This is a genomic window from Pseudomonas sp. MNR3A (assembly GCF_009650575.1).
GTDB lineage: Bacteria > Pseudomonadota > Gammaproteobacteria > Pseudomonadales > Pseudomonadaceae > Aquipseudomonas > Aquipseudomonas machongensis.
Genome location: NZ_VZZS01000035.1, coordinates 34,634 through 56,288, shown reverse-complemented (window position 1 = coordinate 56,288; position 21,655 = coordinate 34,634). Strand labels below are relative to the sequence as shown.

Sequence of the window (21,655 nt, the reverse complement as noted above, 5' to 3'; positions counted from 1 at the left end):
GCTGAAGCCGCCTGGAAAACGCTGTCAGTGCTGGGTAAGGCGCTGCAGCTCGCGCCGAACCATGGCCACATAAGGAGGCGGGCCGAGCCGATAGAGCTCCCCCGCCACCCAGGCCAGCCAACCATCCCTCAACTGTGATCGATGGGCAATCAGGCGCTCGGCGTCCAGGATTGCTTGCGCCTTGTGGCGCTGGTGAAACTCGGCGCGCCCCGCAGGCAGCTCATCGTCGCCACTCATTCACTGGCCTTGAAGGTGGTCAGCTCGCCCTTGCGCCATTTGGCGACCTTGCCGGTCACCGCCTTGAGCAGTTTGCCCAGGCCTTCCGCCACCTGGGACTGGGCAGCGAACACGAGCATCACGCCCTGCCCGTCACGGAAAACAATGCCATCGCCCTCGGGTACCGAGACGAACGCATAGTCACCCACGCCATATATGTTGAACTTTATGTCGCGAAAGCGCAGCTCGAGCTTGCCACCCTCGCGACTGGGCAGGACCGCGGCCCGGAAGTGATCCCCGACCTTCAGTTCCAGACGTTGCTTGTCATCGACGACCATCGCGTTGTCGGTATCGATCTCGGCCATGTACAGGCCATCGGGGTTCTGCTCGGTGACGTAGATGAAACGGCCCTGAAAGAGCTTGACCAACTTGGCCCGCAAGTCGCCCAGGGCGAACAGGGCGTGGGTATCCAGAGTACTGACTGCCAATGAAGTGATCCTCGAACCGGTTGTTTCCCGCCGCCACACGAAGTCGTGAAAGCGTGACGCGGCGGCCATTTCAAAGCGAAGTCTGAAAGGTTAGTGACATGATGCGTGAAACGTCTGCGGGGCTCGTCGATACGGCAGGCAGGATCTTTCACCCTCGCACGCCAGCCAAAACCCCAAGAGAACGCTCAGCATAGATCCCACAGGGGGAACAATATTGTCTGACAACAATGCCGCCAGAAAAGATGCAATAGATAAAGCCAGGCCCCTCGGCAGAATGGGTCCGGTATTCATCCATGCATTTACAGGGGAAAGAATATGCACGAAAACACCGAAATCCGTCGAGAGGTCTCGAACATTTCTTACATCCGACCTGTGCGCAACATCGCGCGTTTCGTGGTCATTCCCGCCGGCGTCGCGTTCTTCCACATCACCGAGCGTGCCACTGGCCGAGTCATGGGCTTTCGCCGCAGCCACCTGGCAGCCTGCGAACTGGCGCTAAGCCTGGATATCTAAGCCGCCTATCCCTTCGCCAGTTGCTGCAGCCAGGCAGCCTGACACTCCAGCGCTTCAGCCCGGCTGGCGAAGGCCGTACCGCGACGCTCGCCATCGACCAACACTACCCAGCATGCCCGCTGTCCCTGTGCCTGCAGCATCGCAGGTACACCAGAGCCTATCATCACTGCCACATTCACCCGGGATTGCATGACCCTCTCCACTTAATTAGCAAGCTAACTACATGGTTAGAATACGACCCGCCAAGGCCGGGAAAAAGCGCTTGCCCGTAGAGCTGTATTGCATCAATCGCAACAAATCGAAATGCTTTCTGCTACTGCGGAAACGCGAAAGGCCCCACGGATTGCTCCGCAGGGCCTTGCGCCGAGTGTGTCCGGTCAGATCTGCCGCTGATGGCGGTCGAGCTGCTCGTGACGCTCCTGGGCTTCGATGCAGTATTTGGTGGTCGGGCTGATCAGCAAGCGCTGCAGACCGATCGGCTCGCCGCTGTCGTCGCACCAGCCAAAGCTCTCGTCAGCGATACGGCCCAGGGCCATCTCCAGCTGCGGCAGCAGGCGCTGGTCGCGCTCGATGGCGTTGACCAGCCAATGACGCTCTTCCTCGACCGAAGCCACATCGGCCGGGTCAGAGGGCGTATCCAGGCTTTCGATGGTGGCGCGGCTCAGCTCGATGCGCTCATGGGTCTCGACTTTCATCGCTTGCAGCAGCGCGGTGAAGAACCCGAGCTGATCGGCATTCATGTAGTCATCGGCCGACATGGCCAGCAACTGTTCCTTGGTCATCGATTTCTCTATGAAAAAATGTGCATTTGGGCGATTCGGGTGCCGCCGGCGATGGCTCGCAGGCAGCGGAATTCTTCAAGCGCCAACCGGCACTCTTTTACAGGGGGCGGCAGTCTAAGGTGCCCGGCCCCGTGGGGCAACAGAAATGACAGAGGAATCTGCCGAATCGGACGGATTGCCCCGGGACCATACTCGGGGATGAACACCATCACGGACAGCGGCGCAGCCCCATTAATATGCAACAACAGCCGCCCTGCTGTCAGCCTGCAGCTACAATACCGAACGCTCTGGCTCGGGGTAGTGACAGGCTACCTCTACGCCACCTGTCGACGATGATCATCTGGGGGTTCCCCTTCGTAAAGGAACCTCAATCATGAGCCTTTCTACCCCCCGCCCACAGGTCGGTGATCTGGACTGCGAGATTGCCAAACACTTCCAGACGCGCCCCTCGCTTAAAGATGTGGCCAGTCGCATGCTCAAGCAGCAATGGTTGGCCCGCATGCTGGATCCCTCACTCGATCCGGCGACCCTATTCATTCGCAGCACAGGCAAGCCCGGTACGGAGCCCTACCAGCGCTCGCTGGTCAGCTTGCTGATACAGCGCTACATCTTCAAGACGACCCTCAACCTCACACCATTGCAAGACATACTGATCCAAACCCAGCCAAGCCTCGCCGACAAGACCCTGGACTCCTCACTCCACCCGATCGAGACCCTGATCGACGAAACCGCGCCGTTTCTGCTCAAGGAATATTGTCAGGCGCTGACCGACTATTGGACGGATGCAGACAAGCATCACGGCAAGTCGCCGTGGCAATGGTGCAGCCAGTACCTGCGCGAGCGCTACAAAACCGCGCTGGACGGCCATCGCAAAGAGCAATCCATGGATGACAGAACGCTGGCGGTTGCCCAACAACTGCTGGACAACACCTCGGATAACCCGGGTCTCGTTCTGCACAACGTGCGCCTGGACATGCTGATTAATTGGCAACTCGACCCGGACCTTGCCAGTGCCTTGTTGATCGAAAGCCCGGCCTCTGAGGGTAAGGAGGCCGTAACCTTGCTGTTCACCACCAGTGGTCGGTTACTGCAGTATCAAAGCCGTAACGCGATGCTGGCCAGGGGCAGGCGACGACTGCCCGCCTCATTGCCGCCTGCAAAGACAGTGATGCGCCTGATCAGAATCCCCGGGCGGCCATTCGACAATCAGGCCAGCGGTCTGTTGCAGCAACAGTTGCATGGCTCACTCATTGTCAGCTCGATACCCGATCAACTCCAGAGACCCAACGAACTGGCGCTCGCGCTCGACCGCACCACCTCGATGTTGAGCCTGTGTGGCATCGACGACACTGCGGCCCATGATCGCCTGGCCGCCGAGTTGCCGGAGTGGTTGCGCAATGCGCAACCAGGGCAACTGCAGCGCTATGCCCTGGTACTCACGGATATCGCCCAGACCTACGAGGGCGCCGGCAAGAAGGGCTGGCTGGACGGAATCCTCGACGCACAGACATTTGCCTATGCCAAGCTCTACGAGTGGATACTCAAGGATCATCCCGATTTCGACCTTGACCTCAAGCAACTGCGTGCCGCGAACCATCAGGTCACAGCCGTCGCAATACCCGGGGCAGGTGCGCTGGAGACCAGTGGCAGCATTCATGTCGAACGATTCGATCTCGCGCAGTTGGCCATTGCCAACCTAGGGCTGCTGCAGCCTGGCAAGGTGGTGGTCGAATCTGTCGATGGCAGTGGCGTGCCGCCATGGTTCGACGAAACCTACCTGCGCGCACTGATCACCCAGGCAGACATCGCCAAGCACTATCCGCAAATGCTGCGCGCCAAGCTGCTCGACGACCCGCAAGCAGCACAGCGTCGCACAGCATTGTTGCGCAAGCAGTTGCGCAGCCAGTTGCCGCTGCTGGTCATGGACCTGAACCTGCGGGGCCTGACGTCGGGCCCTGACCTCTCCAAAGAGATTGGCCAACTGTTTACCAACCCGCAGCCCCAGTCGGTCGAGTGGTACCTTCGGCCATTCGCGTTGCAGTCTAGCCTCGATGCCAGCCCTGATCATGTGAGCAATACCTGGCTGATCGAGAAGAGTGCCGGCAATGACGGCCCATGCCTGCTCTATCGCCCACTGCTGGCCACGCCCCTATCTTACTTCCAGGACCGTATAGCACTGTTCGAGGCGCTTGCCACACCTGGCGACCTGCAGGATGACATCCTGCAACGGCTCCCGGAGCAGGCGCGCAAGGTATACGCCTACGGTGGTTTTCGCGAACCGCACCTGTTCCATCCAGGAGAGGACGACTGGGCAGTGCCGTTCGGCAAACCCGCCCCGGCATCGCTGTCGATCGAACCGCCCTGCCTAGACCCCGCATCAGCGCTGTACAAGGCCTGCGTGGAGGAAACCATTACCCAATTCAGCAGCCATGCACAAAGCAGCGAACAGACACGCTGGGCACGCTGGCAGACACTGGGTTGGCTGTTACTCAATACGGTACTGCCTTTCGCCCCCGAGTCCGTGGCCACCGCGGGCTGGATCATTCAGATGGAGAGCTCTTTTCTCCAGGCAACCAGCGACCGGCCACAGAACACCAGTGATCGCGCTGCCACCCTGGTAGAGCTGCTACTCAACCTCGCCACGCTGCTGTTCGCCCACGCCCGTCGCAGGATCGACCTGCAACGACCGCTGGAAGCCCCCACCGTCGACCCGCTGGCCACCCCAACCGTCGATCAGTTGCCGACACTGGTGAGCAGCGCCCCCGATCCACTGTTCGATTTTTCCTGGAGCAATCCCTTGTTCAAGCTTGACAGCGCCCAGCGTCAATCGCTGCTGGCGCTGCGTGCGCCCTATAAGGTCGCTGAACTGGGGCCTCCGATATCTCACGGTGCGTTGCAGGGCCTTTTCCTGCATGACGCACGCACCTGGGTCTCACTGGACAGCGGTGTTTACGAGGTGCAGCTGGATCCGATAGCACAACGTCAGCGTATCATCGACGCCGCCAACCCGGACAAGCCGGGCCCCTGGCTACGCCATGAAGAGAGTGGCCGCTGGGAGCTGGATCTGCGCCTGCATCTCAAGGGCGGCATGCTCCTGGGCAAGCGAATCGCACAACTCAAGGCCGAGAACGCAAAGGCCCTGACAACGCTGAATGCAACAATCATCGAGGAACGAGCACAGTCTCAAAGCCGCCAGCAGATGCTGATCGATGCACTGAAGGACGCCGAGGGCAAGGAAGATGAAGCCTCGCTGCATAAATACCTGAGCACCGCCAAGGAGTGCTCGACGTTCTGGGCACAGCACCTCGAGCACCTAAGGCAACGCAACGAGCGCGCGGTACTGGAGAAGTACAAGGTGCGCCGTGCCTTTGCCCTATGCCAGCAAGTGCGCTGCGAACAGGAAGTCTTTCGTGCTCTGAATCGCTTGCATGACCCACTGCGCGCTCAGATGCTCGAAATATACGATCGACAGAACAGTGGTCATGAGATAACCCCTGCAGAGGCCACCACCCTTGCCGAATGCATCGAGAAGATACTGCTGCTACTGGACCAGATGTTGGAGCACGGCCCCCTGCTCACCGAGCAAAGGGCACAACTCGAAAAGCTGCGTAGCGAGCACCAGACCGAGAATAGCGGCTACATCGAGGTGGTGGACAAAGGTGGCATCAAGCCCTCCTCGAACCTGGTACTGCGCTGGATGCGCATCGAGGCCTGCATCAACCGCATGACCATGCTCCAGCAACTGGATGAGGAAAGCTCCTTCTGGATTCAGCGCGCCTGGAACAACCTGCAGATGAGCATCACGCAGCACCTGCAACTGGCCAGATTGAAGAGCCCGGGAGAGGAAGTGACTGCCAGGGTCCTGAGCAGTATCACTGGCCAGCTCAGAACAGCTCGGCGACAGCTGAACAATCTGATCAGACATATGGATCCCGAGCGCAGCCGTGATGAATTCAAGCGCATGGAGCAGGATTTCGACGCGTTCGCCGACGATGTCGCCAGGGAGACCGACGAGCTGCCTGAGTTCATCCCGGTCAGCACAGTCCAGCAACTGCGCGCACAACTGCCCGGGCTGATAGAGACACAGGAGCATGGCATCCTGCTGGGTACGGTACGTGAAGGCGAACCGAGCATCGTCGACATCCCCACCCCCGCCAGTGAAACACCCACTCGCAGCTACACACTCAAGGACGATCGCTGGGTCGAGCTCGAAGCCGCTGTACCTGAGGCGCCTGTTGCCGCACAACCGCCCAAGCTCAAGCGCCTGCTCAAGAACGGCAGGTCGTGCATGACTGCGGCGCGCAAGGAGCTGGCGCGCCTGAGCAAGTCGTACTCGAACGACTACCTGCCGGTGGAGATAGAGGAAATTCTCAAGGACCATCGCGGCCGTCTCGACAGTGCCCGCGAGTCCATAGAACGCCGCCTCACTGCGGACAATGCCACCGATGAGGCGAGTGCAGGCGGCGACGCGGCGATCGTCATCAAGGAGATCGAGGACCTGACGGCACAGCTCACGACCGAAAGCATCAGGCTGCGCACCAAAGCGGCACTCAAGCAAAAACCGCGCATGGGTGAGCTGCAATTTCTGATCGAGCAGACCAACATAACGATCAAGCCTGTCGGCACGCGCAAAGCCTTGACCAAGGTCAAGGGCAGGCCTGCCGATTTCCTGGACGAATATGTCGTGCAGCACGACGGGCAGGCGATCTGGTATGCCCACTTCCACTATCGCTCAAGCACCGCCACCAGGGAAGATTTCGTTGCCGGCCATCTGAAACTGGCCAGTCAACGCTTTGCCCAGGGCAAGATGGTCACCAACCCGCACTCGCCGAATCAAGAAGAGGTGTACCGCAGCCCGATCTCATTGGCCGACGCAAAACAGTACTTCTTCACTGACTGAAACAGCGGGGCAGCGCCCTGGCGCTACCCCTCAACCTCAACAGTCCTTGAACTGCGCCTCGCGCTTGGCGATGAACGCTGCCATGCCTTCCTTCTGATCTTCCGTGGAAAAAGCCGCGTGGAACACGCGACGTTCGAAACGCACACCCTCGCTCAGGCTCACCTCGAAAGCACGATTGACGCTTTCCTTGACCATCATGCTCACCGGAATCGACTTGCTGGCGATGGTCGCCGCCACCTTCAGCGCCTCTTCCAGCAGCTCGGCCTGGGGCACCACGCGTGCCACCAGCCCTGCCCGCTCGGCCTCCTCTGCGCCCATCAGGCGGCCAGTCAGGCACAGTTCCATGGCCTTGGCCTTGCCCACGGCACGGGTCAGGCGCTGGGTGCCGCCCATACCCGGCGGCACGCCGAGGTTGATTTCCGGCTGGCCGAACCTGGCGTTGTCAGCGGCGAGAATGAAGTCGCACATCATCGCCAGTTCGCAGCCGCCGCCCAGGGCGAACCCCGACACCGCGGCGATGATCGGTTTGCGCCGATTGGCGATGCGGTCGGCGTCGCTGAACAGGTCGTCAACGTAGATCTGCGGATACTTGAGCTCGGCCATCTCCTTGATGTCGGCACCTGCGGCGAAGGCCTTGGCAGAGCCAGTCAGGACCACGCAACCGATGTTCGGATCACGCTCGAGCTGGTCCAGGGCCTGATTGATCTCGGCCACGATCTGCGCGTTCAGGGCATTGAGCGCCTGGGGACGGTTGAGGGTGATCAGGCCGACCTTGCCGTGGATGTCCAGCAGGATTGTTTCGAATGCCATGCAAGCTGCTCCTTCAAAGATTGCGCGCAATGACCATGCGCTGAATGTCACTGGTGCCTTCGTAGATCTGGCAAACCCGCACATCGCGATAGATGCGCTCCAGCGGGAAGTCCTTCAGATAGCCATATCCGCCGAGCGTCTGCAAGGCATCCGAACAGACCTTTTCGGCCATTTCCGAGGCGAAAAGCTTGGCCATCGACGCCTCCACCAGCGCCGGGCGCCCGGCATCGCGCAGGGCGGCGGCATGCAGCACCATCTGCCTGGCCACGGCGATGCGCGTGGCCATGTCGGCCAGACGGAAAGCCACAGCCTGGTGCTCGACCAGCACCTTGCCGAAGCTCTGGCGCTCCTTGGCGTAGTCGCGCGCGACCTCGAACGCCGCACGGGCCATGCCGACGGCCTGCGAAGCGATGCCGATACGTCCGCCTTCGAGGTTGGCCAGAGCGATCTTGTAACCCTGCCCCTCGTCGCCCAGGCGATTGTCCACCGGCACCCGCACGTCATCGAAAACGATCTGGCAGGTGTCGGAGGCGTGCTGCCCAAGCTTTTCTTCAACCCGCACCACCTGATAGCCCGGCGAGTCGGTGGGCACGATGAACGCACTGATCCCACGCTTGCCCGCTTCAGGATCGGTGACAGCGAAGACGATCACCACGCCGGCGTTCTGACCGGAAGTGATGAACTGCTTGCTGCCGTTTAGCACATAGTGATCGCCATCCAGACGCGCACGCGTTTTCAGGCTGCTGGCGTCGGAGCCCGCCTGGGGCTCGGTGAGGGCGAAGGCGCCGATCATCGCACCGCTGGCCAGCGGCACCAGGTAACGCTGTTTCTGCTGCTCGGTTCCGAACTTCAGGATCGGCACGCAGCCCACCGAGTTATGCACGCTCATGATGGTCGAACAGGCGCCGTCGCCGGCGGCGATTTCTTCCAGGGCCATGGCGTAGGCGACATAACCGGTGTCGCTGCCACCATACTGCTCTGGCACCAGCATCCCGAACAGGCCAAGCCCGGCCATCTCGTCGATGGCTTCACGCGGGAAGCGATGCTCCTTGTCCCACTGCTCGGCGAAAGGTTTGAGGCGCTCCTGAGCGAAGTCCTTTACCGCATCGGCGATCTGTTGTTGCTCGTCAGTTACCAGCATGGTTCACCTCAGTACAGGCATTCGACCGCGATCGCCGTGGCTTCGCCGCCGCCGATGCAGATGGCCGCGATACCGCGGCGCAGGTTGTTCTGGCGCAGCGCCGAAAGCAGCGTCACCAGGATACGCGCACCGGAGGCACCAATCGGGTGGCCCAGGGCACAGGCGCCGCCATGAATGTTGACCTTGTCATGGGGCAGGTCCAGGTGCTTCATGGCGGCCAGGGTGACGACGGCAAAGGCTTCGTTGATCTCGAACAGGTCCACCTGGGCAAGATCCCAGCCAGTACGTTTGATCAGCTTGTCGATGGCGCCGATCGGTGCGGTCGGGAACAGCGCCGGCGTATCGGCGAAGGCTGCATGACCGTGGATCACCGCCAGCGGCTTGAGGCGACGCTTGTCGGCTTCACTGCGGCGCATCAGTACCAGGGCCGCAGCGCCGTCGGAGATAGAGCTGGAGTTGGCGGCCGTCACCGTGCCGCCCTCGCGGAATGCCGGCTTGAGCTGGGGGATCTTGTCCAACCGCGCCTTGGGCGGCTGCTCGTCGTCCTTGACGAGCCGTTTCTCCTTGCCCTCGATGACCTCCACCGGCACGATCTCGGCGCTGAAGCGGCCATTCTTGATCGCGTCCTGGGCACGGGTCAGCGACGCAATGGCGAAGTTATCCTGGGCCTCGCGGCTGAAGGCCCCGGCCTGGGCGCAATCTTCAGCGAAGGTGCCCATCAGGCGACCTTTGTCGTAGGCATCCTCGAGGCCATCCATGAACATGTGGTCGATGATCCTGCCATGCCCCATGCGATAGCCGCCGCGGGCCTTGTCCAGCAGATACGGAGCGTTGGTCATGCTCTCCATGCCACCCGCCACCACCACATCGGCACTGCCGGCCAACAACAGGTCATGGGCCATGATCGCAGCCTGCATGCCAGAGCCGCACATCTTGTTCAGGGTGGTACAGGTGGTGTGCTTGCCCAGGCCCGCCCCGAGTGCGGCCTGGCGCGCCGGCGCCTGGCCAAGCCCGGCGGGCAATACGCAACCGAACAACACCTGCTCGACGCTGGCGGCATCGATGCCTGCACGCTCGACTGCGGCGCGGATCGCTGCGCTGCCCAGCTGCGGTGCAGTGAGGCTTTTCAGGTCGCCCTGCAGGCCACCCATGGGCGTGCGCACGGCACTGACGATGACGATCGGATCATTGACGAGGCTCATGAGCTCTTCTCCTTACTTGGCAGCCATGCGCAGTGCACCGTCGAGGCGGATCACCTCGCCGTTGAGCATGCTGTTCTCGATGATGTGGCGGGCCAGTGCCGCGTATTCCTGCGGGCGGCCGAGACGTGGTGGGAATGGCACCCCGGCGGCGAGCGAATCACGCACTTCCTGGGTCATCCCGGCCATCATCGGCGTCTCGAAAATGCCGGGAGCGATAGTCATCACGCGGATACCGAAGCGCGCCAGTTCACGGGCGGTCGGCAGTGTCAGGCTGGCAATCGCGCCCTTGGAGGCGGCATAGGCCGCCTGGCCGATCTGCCCGTCATAGGCGGCGATGGAGGCGGTATTGATGATCACACCCCGCTCACCGCACTCGTCCGCAGGGCCTTCGGCCATGGCCGCTGCGGCCAGGCGCAGCATGTTGAAGCTGCCAATCAGGTTGACATTGATCACCTTGGCAAAGCTTGCCAGGCCATGCGGCCCCTGTTTGCCCAGGACCTTCTCGGCGCCGACGATCCCCGCGCAATTGACCAACCCGTGCAGGCCACCGAAGGCGCTGACGGCCGCCTCGACCGCTGCCTGGGCGGCCGGCTCGCTGCTGATGTCGGCCACTGCGAAGCGGGCGTTGTCACCCAGCTCCCGCGCCTTGGCTTCGACCGCCTCGGCGTTGAGGTCGACCAGCATCACACGGGCGCCAGCCTCGACCAGCATTTGCGCGGTAGCGGCGCCCAGCCCGGAGGCGGCGCCGGTGACGATGAAACTTTTGCGTTGAACGTTCATTGAGGTCTTCCTTCAGGCGCCAGCAGGGGTGGCCTGCGCAGCGCGTTGCTTGGCAATTTCCTGATTGCGCAGGATGAAGCGTTGCAGCTTGCCGCTCGGGGTCTTGGGCAGCTCGCCGACGAATTCGATTTCACGCGGGTAAGCGTGGGCGTACAGGCGCTGGCGCACATGTTGGCGCAAGGCCTCTTCCAGTTCAGGGCTGGCGCTATGCCCTGCGGCCAGCACCACGAAAGCCTTGATCAGCTCGGTACGCTGGGGGTCAGGCTTGCCCACCACCGCCGCCTCGATCACCGCCGGGTGTTCGATCAGCGCGCTCTCCACATCGAACGGACCGACGCGGTAGCCGGAGGTGGTGATCACATCGTCGCTGCGGCCGACGAAGCTGATGCTGCCATCGGTGTTGAGCTCGACGGTGTCGCCGGAAAGGTAGTATTTGCCGATGAACGCCTTGGTGGGAACGCCGTGGTAGCCGCCGAACCAGCACAGCGGCGACTGCTCGCGGTCGACTGCCAGTATCCCCGGCTGACCGGCAGGCAGCTCGTTGCCAGCTTCGTCCAGCACCACGATGCGATGCCCGGGGATGGCGAAGCCCGCCGACCCCAGGTTTACCGGGTGCGCCAGGCCATGGTGGTTGCACAGCACCATGCCCAGCTCGGTCTGGCCATAGTGGTCGTGGATGGTCACGTTCAAGGCGTCGGCGAACCAGCGGATCACTTCGGGATTGAGCGGCTCACCGGCGCTGCTGACCACCCGCAGACGCCCCTTGATCGGTGCCGAGAACGCCTCACCGGCTGCGATCAGCAAGCGATAGGCGGTGGGCGAGCCGGCCAGGTTGCTGATGCCCAGCTTGTCGATGATCCGTGCACAGCTCTCGACGCTGAACGGACCATCGTAGAACGTGGTGGCGTGCCCCAGCGCCAGGGGGCCGGTAACCGCGTAGTACAGGCCATAGGCCCAGCCCGGATCGGCCAGGTTCCAGAAGCTATCGTCAGGGCGCAGGTCGATGGCATCGCGCATGTAGCCCTGGAAGGCGACGATCGCACGCAGCGGGACCTCGAGGGGTTTTGCCGGCCCTGTGGTGCCGGACGTGAACATCAACAGGAAGGGGTCGTCGCCGCTACGCATTACCGGCTCGCAGTGATCGCTTGCCGCCTCCAACGCCTGCTGGAAATCCAGCTCGTGCGCCGCAGCACCGACCGTGATGATCGTCGGGCAGCCGCTGACATCGTCCAGCTTGGCGCGGTTGTTGCGATCAGTGACTACCACCCGGGCCTGGGACTGCTCCAGACGGTGCTCGATGGCCTTGGGGCCGAACGCGGTGAACAACGGCTGGTATACCGCCCCCAGTCGCCAGGTGGCGAGAATCGTCACCAGCAGTTCGACGGTACGTGGCATCAGGCCGGCGACCCGGTCCCCAGGCCCCACGCCCTGATCCTTCAGGACATTGCCCATGCGAGCCGACATGGCCTGCAGCTGCTCGAAACTGTAGCGCGCGCCGTTACCTTCCTGGTCTTCACAGATCAGCGCAGGCAGGTTGCGGCCGACATGCCGGTCGCAGCACTCGACACAGGCGTTGAGTGCCTGCAGGTTGCCCTGCAAGGCGTTTGCGGCAACCCCGTCATATTCGAATGCTCGCGCGGCCTCGGCGTAATCACGCATCGTCGGACTCCTGGTTTCTTGTTGTTGGAGTTGAACCCTAGGTCCGACGATAGTCGCGCCGCCAGCGCTTGTGGACAATGGCAAAAGCGCTCATCAGGCATGATCGGTTTGGCCACTGTAGCCTCAGCGCCCTGAGCGTTCAGCCAAGCCCCCGCTCCCGGCCAATCAGCATTTGCCGGGTCAGTTCACGTATCATCTCGAGTTCCTCGACGTCCCGCCGACTCTCCAGCGCCTCGATCTCCAGGGCCAGATTCTCGGCCGAAATCTGGTCGGCCCTGGCCCGAAGCGCCGCCAACCGCATCTGATGGTCTGTTTCGACGCGCTCGAAGACCGCATCATGGCGCTCAAGCATATAGCGCCGCCAGAACGCCTGCCGACTCAGGCTTTCACCCAGGGCTTCGATCGACTCCGCTGCCCTCACCGCCACCAGCGCATCCTGAAGCTGGCTGTCAGTCACCTCGGCCGCCGAGGCATAGTCCATGAACCGCGAAGTGAACGGTAGGCTCAGGCGCTCCCTCAGGCTCACTCGGTAGTACAAGCGCACTGCAAGCTGGTCGACACTATCGCCGGCTTCGATCCGGCGACGGATGTCGGCACGAGCGAACGCGTCCAACTGGTCCAGGCGAAACAGCCCCTGACCGAGTGTGATCAGCTCACTGCCCCGCTCATGCAAGGTGTTGGCATCGGCACGCGCAATCGCGGCGCAGCGCTGCAAATCACTGAAACGGTCACTGACCGCATTCAGGCAGGTCAGGTTGTCGTCGGCCAGCGCGTAAAGATGGTTGCGCAGGTCAGTGTCGGCGTTGATGGCATTGAGCAGAGACCAAACACGCGTCGACAGCACCGCTGGCACCTGAGCATGGTCCTGCGTGAGCGTCAGCCACCCCAGCAACTGGAAGAACCCATCGCTGTCCGGCATCGCCTGCAGCGTGTCCCATTGGAACAGCTGCGCGTTGTACAAGGCCGAATCGCCGCTGTCCAACCACGAAGCGCGCACCACGTCGACATTCTGCCGGGTCAGTCGCTCTGGTAGGTGCAGATGCTCCTGGATCGCGTCGAGAGCATAGAGCCCTCGCAGCTCAACGCTCGACAAAAGATTGCCTTCGACCATGAAACCGCGGCGGAAGACATTCGGCATCTGCAGGATGGCCGCTGGCACGACAGGAATCTGGTTGTCGCGCAGGTCGGCGCGCTCAAGAAATCCGCACTGCTCCAAACCGTCCGGCCAGGCACCCAATCGGCAATGGCGCACACTGATTTCGCGCAGTTGCGGAAGGTGATTGAAGCGCAAGATCAACGCCCCTAACGGATTGTGGCTCAGGTCCAGCTCGTTCAGATGTTGCAGGCCCGTCAGCACCTGGACACCTGCTTCATCGAGGCGAATGTCGTTACGCGCCAGTCGCAGACGACGCAGCTCAACCAGGTGAACGATACCTCGTGGCAAGGCCAGCAGATGATTGCCGCTCAGGTTCAGCTCCCTCAAAGCGCTGAAGCAATGCAGGAAGTCGGTCGGCACATGAGTGAGCGAGGTGTCGCTGATGACCAGCGTGGTAACGTTGGCGAACGTCGTCGGGTGGACGAACTCGGGCAAGGTCTGCAGTTGTACGCCACTGATCACCAGGGTCTGCTGCCCGTCCTGAAGGCGCCAGGCCTGGCGCATGCGCTCGGCAGCCTGGACGCGGGCAGCGTGGCTAAGGCCGCCAAGCCCGGCGCTGAGCCAACCCGAGAGTGCCCTCTCCAGTCGCTCATAATCGCCTTCAAGCTCGGCCAGCCGCCGGTAAAGGGACCCAGGCGCTTGCTGCATCTGACTCAGTCGCGCCTCAAGTTGCGCGGGTAAAAGATCAGGATAGATCGCGCGCAGACGGTCCAGTAGCGGCTGCCAGGAGGAGCCAGGCTGCCCGCGTCCACTGAGCGGATACCCAACACGCCCATCAGCCATGCGCCGTCCAGGGTTGAACCAGGATTTACGTGGGGTCCAGCCCAGCAGACTTACACGCTCACTGCGTGTGCTCGGTAGTTGCGCACGCAACGCCGCACGCAGCAGCAGACCTGCATTCGTACCTGTGAGCCCCTGTGAGGTCCGTACCTCGACCGGTAGCGCGTCGACCAGCGCCTGTGCCATAGAAAACGCGGGCTCACCCTGCTTCAGACCGCCATGGTCATAGCGTTGGAACTGGCAATCTTTATGCACCAGTGTGACTTGCGAACCAGTGTCGGCAACAGGTCCGACGGCCTTGACCACCCGTCCATCAAGGGTTCCTTCACGCAGCACCAGGCGCAACGTCTGCGGCCATCCGGGTAGCCGTGCTGCCAGCGCCAGAACCAGTTCGGCACCCTCGTCGCTGTATACATTATCCAGGTAAAGCGACTCGCAGGCGCGGCTCAAGCGAGCCAGTTGCAGCAGTGACCGGGCGTCGTTCGCCACTGCCAGCGGTACGCGTGATTCAACCTCGGCGATCGTGCGCAGACGGCTCGACACCTGGGCGGTTGCCTGCACGGCATACCGTGCAGGCAACCCGGGAAAGTCACGCTGCAACAGCGCACACAGCGGGTCTGCAGGCGGGTTTTCGGTAACCAGATACTGGAAAAGATCGCGGCGCAGCACCGGCTCCTGCGCCAGCAAGGCAACACGCAGCCCGGCACTGTCCGCCTTGTGCAAGCCTGGCAACGCCAGGCACCACGCCTCGATACGTGCATCGTCCACAGGTAGCTGGTCCTCGGCCAACGCCTTGAAGAACGCCGATACCTGTCGGTCCGCATCGAAGCGCCGCAACGTCTCGCGCAGGTTGGCCGGAACCTCACGGCTATCCACCAGCAAGCCACGCAACTCTTCGACATCGATGTCCGCCATGTCGAGAACGGCCAAGGCATCGGTGCGGGTCAACGCCGGGTCCAGGGGCCATAGGCTCTGCAGCATCCGAGCCTCGTCCGACCACTCCAGCGGTCGCTCCAGGCGCAGCCGCCAGCCACGCTCGCCGACGGTTTCCAGCGCAGGACCGTAGGCAGCCACACGACGCGGGTGACGCACGCGCCAGCCACCTTGAGCCGACGGTTGGTGCACGGCAAAGAAACGCTTGCCAACCCGCAACCAGCGCGAGTCGGCAGTGCGATAGAGCCCGTCATCCTGCAAGCGCGGCTGTAGCGGCTCGTTAACATAAGTATCCAGCGCGCTTGACCAAAGACGCGTGCCGACGCCTTGCACGTCGACAGGCTTCAGACCATCAACATAGCTGCTGCGGGCGAACCCCCGTGCAACCACCGCAGCCCCCCCAGCCAGCGCCGCCGTGACCGCAACGGTCTCGGCCACACCGAGCAGATGTTCAAGGGCTTCATGTTGATGACCACGGGTCCAGTCCGCAGTCCCTTCGAACACCTGCGAGAGCGTCTGCTCCACCAACTGGCCAAACAAAATCGCACCGATCGCAGGAATGAACAGCCCTGCCAGATTGGCCAAGCCAAGCCCGATCGACTGCCACGCCTGCAGGCGTGACTGGGTCGCAGCATGATCCGCGTCAGCGGTCGGGACCAGCACGTACCGTGCGTCGGACTTCACCCGCTGCACCTGCTGCGCCACCAGCTCCGCGAACAACTCGCCCTGCACTGTCCTGCCTTCGATCTGTAGATCCGGGCTGGCATCGGCCAGACGTTTGCCCAGTGTCTGCAGGAACGTCGGCCGCTGTTCAAACGCAACCAGACCACTGAAGAACTCAAGGTAAGCCTTGTCCTCGAGCGCGGTGACCATAGCCGCACTCAGGTCTTCCCACGAGTCATAACGCCGCAGAGCAAGCTGCGGGTCACTGGGCAGGTACAGCATGACACCCTTGCTCACACCTGCAGCGTCCCGCAGTGCGATGGTCAGGCCATCAGTGATAATGCAACCCAGCACCGTCAGCATGCCGGAATAACCTCGCAGCAGCGTCTCATGCTGCTCGGGCACACCTTGGGCGATATCCTGCAAAGCAATCTGCTCAAGCGCCGATATCTCTCCCTTGAGCGCTGCGATCTCGATCACAAGGCTCAGGCTCGAGCGCTTGTCCTCGGCCAGCAGCGCGCAGTTCGATGCACTGAAAACCTGCGCTAGCTGAGCCTGGTAAAGGCTGCCGACATTTTTCTTGCGGCAGTCGCGTGCCAGATCGTTCGCCGGACCTGACAACACAACATCAGCCCCCGGATGCACAAGCCCACTGCCCTCGAGCGCGGCGTCGTCGGCGTGAAAGTTCTGCATCAGTCGCAGCAACCCTGGCTGTCGCACGTAACCCGGTCGATAGAACGGCCAATGCACTCCCGGAACCAGGCCGAACTCGCGCCTGACATCCAGCCACTGCAACTGATCGAGCTTACAGTCCTTGGGCAACCGGTCGCCGAGCAGAGCTGTGAATTGCTCAAGTACGAAGGTGTGCAGCGGGATCAGGTCGAGCGTTGCCGCACGCACCTTGTCCTGGCTGACCCGGCTGCTCTTGAAGCGATCGCGCAGACGGTTGATCTGGGCAGGTGAGGCACGCTTGAGCCATTCGGGCAACCCGGTGCGGATAAAGTCATCGACTGCATCGGCAACACTGGGCTTACCGACGGTCAAGGGAGGGATAGATGTCATGGGAGAGGCTCCTTTCGCAAATCGCGTCATGCACTTTCGCTGGACCGTCCGGGCCATGGCAGGAGGAATGAGCTCCGGTCATGGCCTGCGGCTGATCGGCCTAGCGACCTGCGTCCAGTGCATCGCGGGTCAAGCGCAACGCCAATGCCTGCAAGTCGGCCTCACGCGACTGCTTCAACGCTTTGGCCTCGGTCACGTACTCCAGATCGGCGAGCTCGTCCCTTCGTTCGTCGAGTGCCGACATCTGCTCGTCCGAGGGCGCTTCGATGGCCGCAAACTGTGCGGGCTCGGTTTCTCGCAAGTAGTCGAGCCAGAAGTCGCGTTTGCTGATGAACTGCGCCAGCTCATCACCTGCCTCCGCTTCACGAACGCGTGCCACCACGGCGTCGAGATCAGCACGGGTCACGCCAGCAATCGTCTCGAACTGCAGGCTCCGTGCCTGGCCTGGAAGGTCAAGTTCACGGGCCAACCCCACCCGATAGGCCAGGCTCACCTCGACCTCATCGACCCCGGCCCCATTCTCGACCCGCTGCACCATATCGTCCCGAGCGTACTGCTCGACCCTGTCGAGACGAAACAGCCTGCGCCCTAGCATCAGTCGGGTACTTTGGGCTTGCGCTGCGGGCACATCGCGCAAACCGTTGGCAATGAACGCCCGCACCTGAAGAGCGCTGAAGCAAGAAGCCACGCTGTCGACGCAGGTGGTAGGGTTTGCCGCAAAGTTGAAGATGTCTTCACGCAACCGCGTATCAAGCTCTATGCCGTCCAGCAGCGCCCAGACACGCTGCTCGAGATCTGTGCGGGCCAGACGGAAATCGCTGCTCTGCACCAGTCGTCCGAGCAACGCGAACAGCTCCTCGCTGCCCTCTTCCTCAGAAAGCCGATCCCATTGCGCTGCTCGCCGCTCACGCTCGCCCTCTTCAAGGTGCTCTAGCCAGGACTCCCGAGCATTGAAGGACGAAGGCACGGCCTGGCTAGGCACATGGCCCGACAGTCGCTCAGCATAATCGCCAGCCAAGGGGTTGCCCTCCAGTCGCAACGCCTGAAGCACAGAGAGAGGCGCTTGCAACAGCGCGTCAGGGAGTTCGCTGATACCGTTGTCGCGCAGATCGATGTACTCCAGCAGTTCGGCCTGTACCAGGTCCGCAGGAAACACGCTCAATTGAGTCATACGCAGCTCGAGCTCGTAAAGACGTTGAAGCGGTCGCAACGACAAGCTGAACGTCTGCAACGGATTGCGACTGAGATTCAGGATACGTAAGCGCTGCAGCCCCTCCAGCGCCGAGTAGGCTGTGGCATCCATCTGCAGTTGGTTGCGCGACAGATTGAGTGTGCGCAGGCTGGTCAGCAGGTGCATCTCGCCAGGCAGTTCGGACAACATATTGTTGCTGAGGTTGAGGCTGCGCAGATGGCCAAAGTTTCTGAGGAACCCAGCAGGCAATGCCGAAAGCCCCAGATTGATCAGGTTCAGCTCCAGGACATGCCGAAAATTGGTGCCTGCTGGCAGGACCGGCAGTGCACCAACCGGCACACCAATTAAGCTCAGGCGCATGCCTGGCTCGTTGTTGCCACCCCGTACGATTGGACCTTCGATACGCCAGCTGCGCAACAACTCATCGGCCAGCAATTGACGCGCACTTCTCGCCGAGGCGAGCGGGGGGTCCTGAACCCAGGTTCGCAAGGCGCGATTCAAGCTGCGAAATTCCAGCTCCTCACTGAGCAGGTTGGTGAACGCCGAACCCGGCGAATTCCCGAGCAGTTCGACATAGGTCTCGACCTGCCCATCGCTGAACCCCGGATACAACGCCCGCACGCGGTCGCGCAAGGTCCGCGCCGCCGAGGAGCCGGAACTGGCACGACCGCTGAGGGAGTAACCGTAGCGACCATCAGGCATGCGCCTGCCTGGGCGCAAGCTGGGACGGATCTCGCTCATCCCCAGCAAACTGATCACTTTGTCACGCCCGGCGGGCAACCAGCTGAGCAGATCCCGGCGCATCGCCGTCGCTCCCGCCTCACCCGACCAGCCCAGGCGATCAAGGTGCTCGCCCGGCAGGTAGGCCAGCAGGCTTGCAAACAGATCGCGGGGCGACTCAGGTGCATCAACTGCCTCGAGGCCATCCTGGTATACACGCACCCCTCCTTCTGCCCAGACCAGTGTCCACAGCTCACCCGCCGTAGAAGAGGGGAACAGGCGACTGGTCAAACGACCGAAAGCACTGCCCTCACGCACCTCGAAGTTGATCCGCATAGGCCATCCAGCATGGCGACGCAGCAGGCCAAACACCAGTTCAGGCAGATCATTGCTGTAAGTGTTGCCAAGCACCAGTGCCTCGATCGCCCGGGCAATCCGTGCCGACTGCAAGGCTTCGCGCGCCTGCTCGGCGAGTGCCAGCGGGATGCGGTTACGGCTGTTCATTTGCTCAACGAGCGCGGCGTTCTCCTGGGACAGCAGGTCGAGCGCATAGGCCTCGGGCAATCCGGGAAAGTCACGTTGAATCAAACTCAGGTCTACACCCTCCGGCACTTCTGGCGTAGAAAAATGCGCCATCAGCGCATGGCGTAGTCGCGGCGCATCGTCGCTAATCTGTCCGGCAAGTTCACTTCCGTCCAACGCCGGGTCCACCAGTTGCTCCAGGCAGTAGTCGAACAACGACGAGTCCGCGCCATGGGTGATGTCTTGCTCAAGGGCGTTGAAGAACCTATCGATGCGTGCGCTGGCCATGAAGCGCAGCAACGTATCGCGAAGCACTGCGGGCAGGGGACGCCGCTCCACGGCGAGCTCCCGCAAAGCGGCCTCGTCCATGCTACTGATTCGTAGAACCTGAGTGATACCCAGGTCGTCGAGCTCGGCCGCACGCGGCCACAAGTGCGTCAGCAGGGTGCGCGCGCCCTGCCACTCTCCTGGCCGTTGCCAAACCAGGTGCCAGGCGCCCTCGCCATTGCCGAACAGCATGGGCCCAAAGCCCGCACGACCATCGGTACGGCGCAGTTGCCATTCATCGGAATTGTCGGGCTGATGCACAGAATGGAAGTACCCCTCCTGCTGCCACCAGTGATTCACGCCATCGCTGTACAAGCCGTTTTCGTCCAGCACCGCCCCGCTGGGCAAGGCCTGCTCGCGAAAAGGTGAAAGGTCTTCATGCCAGAGGCGGTGGGTGCCAGGCTGGGTAGACACCGGCACCAGCTCATCGACAAAAGCGCTACGGCTGAAGGCCCGTGCGACGTAATGCCCCGCACCTGCCAGTGCAGCATTGACCGCGACGCTTTCGACCACTCCGAGCAGGTGCTCCAGTGCCTCATGCTGGTGACCGCGTGCCCAGTCATCGACGCCTTCGAATACCTCCCCCAGTACTTGTACCACCTGTGCGCCGATCAACATCGCATTAAGTGCCGGGACTAATAATCCCCCCAACTGCACGAATGTTTCACCCACACTCTCCAGGGCACGGAGCTTGGCCCATTTGCGCTCGGTATTGGCGTCCTGGGTGGGAACCGCAAGATAGCGCGCATCACTACGCAGCCTATTTACCTGCCCGTCGGCCAGGGCGACGAAGACATTGCCTGCCAGTACTTCGCCCTCCGGCTCCAGATCGGGTTTGGCATCTTTCAGGCGGACACTCAACCGTTGCAGACAGCTCGCCCGATCCTTGAGAGCCATGCGTTCGATGAGCTTCGCCTGGTTCGCGGGGTTCTGCAGGCGCTTCACCAACGCATCCTGCAATGCATGCCAAGAGTCGAATCGGCATAGCGGCTGGTCTGGCAGGTACAGCAGGACTGCCTGGACGCGCAGGCTCGCCCGCACCCCACGCGGCCAGACGTTGGCCAATTCGACGGTCAAGGCCCCCTCCAACGGGTGGCCGAGCAATGCCAATTGCCGCACCCTGACGATGTCGTAGCTGGCGTGAACCGCGGGCTTGCCGGCACTGACCAGGCGTAGCAGATCAAGGTCGGCTCGCACCAATGACTTTTTCAACGCGGCAATTTCGATGGCGAGGTCGAAGCGCTGACGCTTGTCTTCGGCCAACAGCGCAACGGTGGACGAGTCGAACACCTCCGCCAGGTGGGCCTGATAGCGTTTGCCGATATCCAAGCGGTTACAAGCCCTAGCCACTCCCTTGGCGTCAGTGAACAACGCCGGAGCATTGCGGTCATCGGACTGCTCGGCGACGAACCCAGTGCCCTCGCCAAACTCGGCATCGTCAGGAAAGTTCTGCAGCAGATGGTAGAGCGCCGGATGATGAGACTGGTAGGTATTGAACGCCTGGTTTCCCGGCAACGAGAACTTGGTCCAGCGCTCACGCCACAACACCGACAGCAGGTCGATCTTCAGGCCCAGATCGCGTTCCAGTGTCAGCTGCAGCAATGGCAGGGCAAACGCTTGCAGAGGCACCAGGCGCAGCAAGGCTGTTGCCAAGCCCTGCTCGGTTTGACGATGAGCTGCGAAGCCGTCTCGCAGCGCCTTGATCTGCGCCGGCTGCGCCTTGCTAAGCCAGTCGGGTAGGTTTTCGCCAATGAACTCATCAACAAGGTCTGCTTTGGGTGCCGCCAGAGGGGTGGTCATCGAAGGTAC

The 21,655-nt window shown here is 62.0% G+C and carries 13 protein-coding genes; 2 read left to right on the top strand and 11 right to left on the bottom strand.

Annotation, left to right across the window (positions count from 1 at the left end; genetic code table 11):
* Positions 1–24: 24 nt before the first annotated feature.
* Both F6X62_RS22910 and F6X62_RS22905 read right to left on the bottom strand, forming a co-directional pair.
* Positions 25–237, bottom strand: coding sequence for a hypothetical protein (locus tag F6X62_RS22910; RefSeq protein WP_153774799.1), 213 nt, complete (start codon positions 235–237; stop codon positions 25–27).
* A complete protein-coding gene (locus F6X62_RS22905; RefSeq protein ID WP_153774798.1) occupies positions 234–704 on the bottom strand; it encodes a hypothetical protein in 471 nt (156 codons plus the stop codon). The genes F6X62_RS22910 and F6X62_RS22905 overlap by 4 nt, the downstream gene beginning before the upstream one ends.
* Before the next feature lie 315 nt (positions 705–1,019).
* On the opposite strand from F6X62_RS22905, the gene F6X62_RS22900 reads away from it, so the two are divergent.
* The gene (locus F6X62_RS22900) at positions 1,020–1,217 is read left to right on the top strand and encodes a hypothetical protein (protein ID WP_063545549.1); all 198 of its coding nucleotides are present in this window, start codon (positions 1,020–1,022) and stop codon (positions 1,215–1,217) included.
* 5 nt (positions 1,218–1,222) lie between these two features.
* Here F6X62_RS22900 and F6X62_RS25480 read toward each other — a convergent pair whose 3' ends face one another.
* Together F6X62_RS25480 and F6X62_RS22890 are read right to left on the bottom strand one after the other, a co-directional pair.
* Positions 1,223–1,408, bottom strand: coding sequence for a hypothetical protein (locus F6X62_RS25480; protein ID WP_153774797.1), 186 nt, complete (start codon positions 1,406–1,408; stop codon positions 1,223–1,225).
* 186 nt (positions 1,409–1,594) lie between these two features.
* Positions 1,595–1,999 (bottom strand): TraR/DksA C4-type zinc finger protein, encoded by a 405-nt coding sequence (locus F6X62_RS22890; protein WP_054894328.1) that lies wholly within the window; start codon positions 1,997–1,999, stop codon positions 1,595–1,597.
* 373 nt (positions 2,000–2,372) lie between these two features.
* Between F6X62_RS22890 and F6X62_RS22885 the strand changes: the two genes are divergently transcribed.
* Complete coding sequence (locus F6X62_RS22885) at positions 2,373–6,899, top strand: DUF6543 domain-containing protein (RefSeq protein WP_153774796.1); 4,527 nt, start codon at positions 2,373–2,375, stop codon at positions 6,897–6,899.
* Positions 6,900–6,935: 36 nt separating this feature from the next.
* Here the strand turns inward: F6X62_RS22885 and F6X62_RS22880 are convergent, their stop codons facing one another.
* The 7 genes from F6X62_RS22880 to F6X62_RS22850 form a co-directional block, all read right to left on the bottom strand.
* On the bottom strand, positions 6,936–7,709 hold the full coding sequence (locus F6X62_RS22880; RefSeq protein WP_153774795.1) for an enoyl-CoA hydratase: 774 nt from the start codon (positions 7,707–7,709) through the stop codon (positions 6,936–6,938).
* A gap of 13 nt (positions 7,710–7,722) precedes the next feature.
* The gene (locus tag F6X62_RS22875; protein ID WP_153774794.1) at positions 7,723–8,850 is read right to left on the bottom strand and encodes an acyl-CoA dehydrogenase; all 1,128 of its coding nucleotides are present in this window, start codon (positions 8,848–8,850) and stop codon (positions 7,723–7,725) included.
* An 8-nt stretch (positions 8,851–8,858) separates the two neighbouring features.
* On the bottom strand, positions 8,859–10,052 hold the full coding sequence (locus F6X62_RS22870; RefSeq protein ID WP_153774793.1) for an acetyl-CoA C-acyltransferase: 1,194 nt from the start codon (positions 10,050–10,052) through the stop codon (positions 8,859–8,861).
* Positions 10,053–10,064: 12 nt separating this feature from the next.
* Positions 10,065–10,832 carry an SDR family NAD(P)-dependent oxidoreductase gene (locus F6X62_RS22865; protein ID WP_153774792.1) on the bottom strand — a complete coding sequence of 256 codons (768 nt, stop codon included), beginning with the start codon at positions 10,830–10,832 and terminating at the stop codon, positions 10,065–10,067.
* A 12-nt stretch (positions 10,833–10,844) separates the two neighbouring features.
* Positions 10,845–12,491: an acyl-CoA synthetase gene (locus F6X62_RS22860; protein ID WP_153774791.1), complete on the bottom strand. Its 1,647-nt coding sequence runs from the start codon at positions 12,489–12,491 to the stop codon at positions 10,845–10,847.
* A gap of 139 nt (positions 12,492–12,630) precedes the next feature.
* Positions 12,631–17,085, bottom strand: coding sequence for an NEL-type E3 ubiquitin ligase domain-containing protein (locus tag F6X62_RS22855; RefSeq protein WP_178117586.1), 4,455 nt, complete (start codon positions 17,083–17,085; stop codon positions 12,631–12,633).
* Between the two features lie 100 nt (positions 17,086–17,185).
* A complete protein-coding gene (locus F6X62_RS22850) occupies positions 17,186–21,646 on the bottom strand; it encodes an NEL-type E3 ubiquitin ligase domain-containing protein (RefSeq protein WP_153774789.1) in 4,461 nt (1,486 codons plus the stop codon).
* Positions 21,647–21,655: the final 9 nt, after the last annotated feature.

Bases quoted from the DNA above. Each gene is read 5' to 3' on its own strand.
- F6X62_RS25480 (WP_153774797.1), bottom strand. From the start codon at position 1,408: ATGCAATCCCGGGTGAATGTGGCAGTGATGATAGGCTCTGGTGTACCT.
- F6X62_RS22870 (WP_153774793.1), bottom strand. From the start codon at position 10,052: ATGAGCCTCGTCAATGATCCGATCGTCATCGTCAGTGCCGTGCGCACG.
- F6X62_RS22885 (WP_153774796.1), top strand. From the start codon at position 2,373: ATGAGCCTTTCTACCCCCCGCCCACAGGTCGGTGATCTGGACTGCGAG.
- F6X62_RS22875 (WP_153774794.1), bottom strand. From the start codon at position 8,850: ATGCTGGTAACTGACGAGCAACAACAGATCGCCGATGCGGTAAAGGAC.
- F6X62_RS22910 (WP_153774799.1), bottom strand. From the start codon at position 237: ATGAGTGGCGACGATGAGCTGCCTGCGGGGCGCGCCGAGTTTCACCAG.
- F6X62_RS22890 (WP_054894328.1), bottom strand. From the start codon at position 1,999: ATGACCAAGGAACAGTTGCTGGCCATGTCGGCCGATGACTACATGAAT.
- F6X62_RS22880 (WP_153774795.1), bottom strand. From the start codon at position 7,709: ATGGCATTCGAAACAATCCTGCTGGACATCCACGGCAAGGTCGGCCTG.
- F6X62_RS22855 (WP_178117586.1), bottom strand. From the start codon at position 17,085: ATGACATCTATCCCTCCCTTGACCGTCGGTAAGCCCAGTGTTGCCGAT.
- F6X62_RS22865 (WP_153774792.1), bottom strand. From the start codon at position 10,832: ATGAACGTTCAACGCAAAAGTTTCATCGTCACCGGCGCCGCCTCCGGG.
- F6X62_RS22860 (WP_153774791.1), bottom strand. From the start codon at position 12,491: ATGCGTGATTACGCCGAGGCCGCGCGAGCATTCGAATATGACGGGGTT.
- F6X62_RS22850 (WP_153774789.1), bottom strand. From the start codon at position 21,646: ATGACCACCCCTCTGGCGGCACCCAAAGCAGACCTTGTTGATGAGTTC.
- F6X62_RS22900 (WP_063545549.1), top strand. From the start codon at position 1,020: ATGCACGAAAACACCGAAATCCGTCGAGAGGTCTCGAACATTTCTTAC.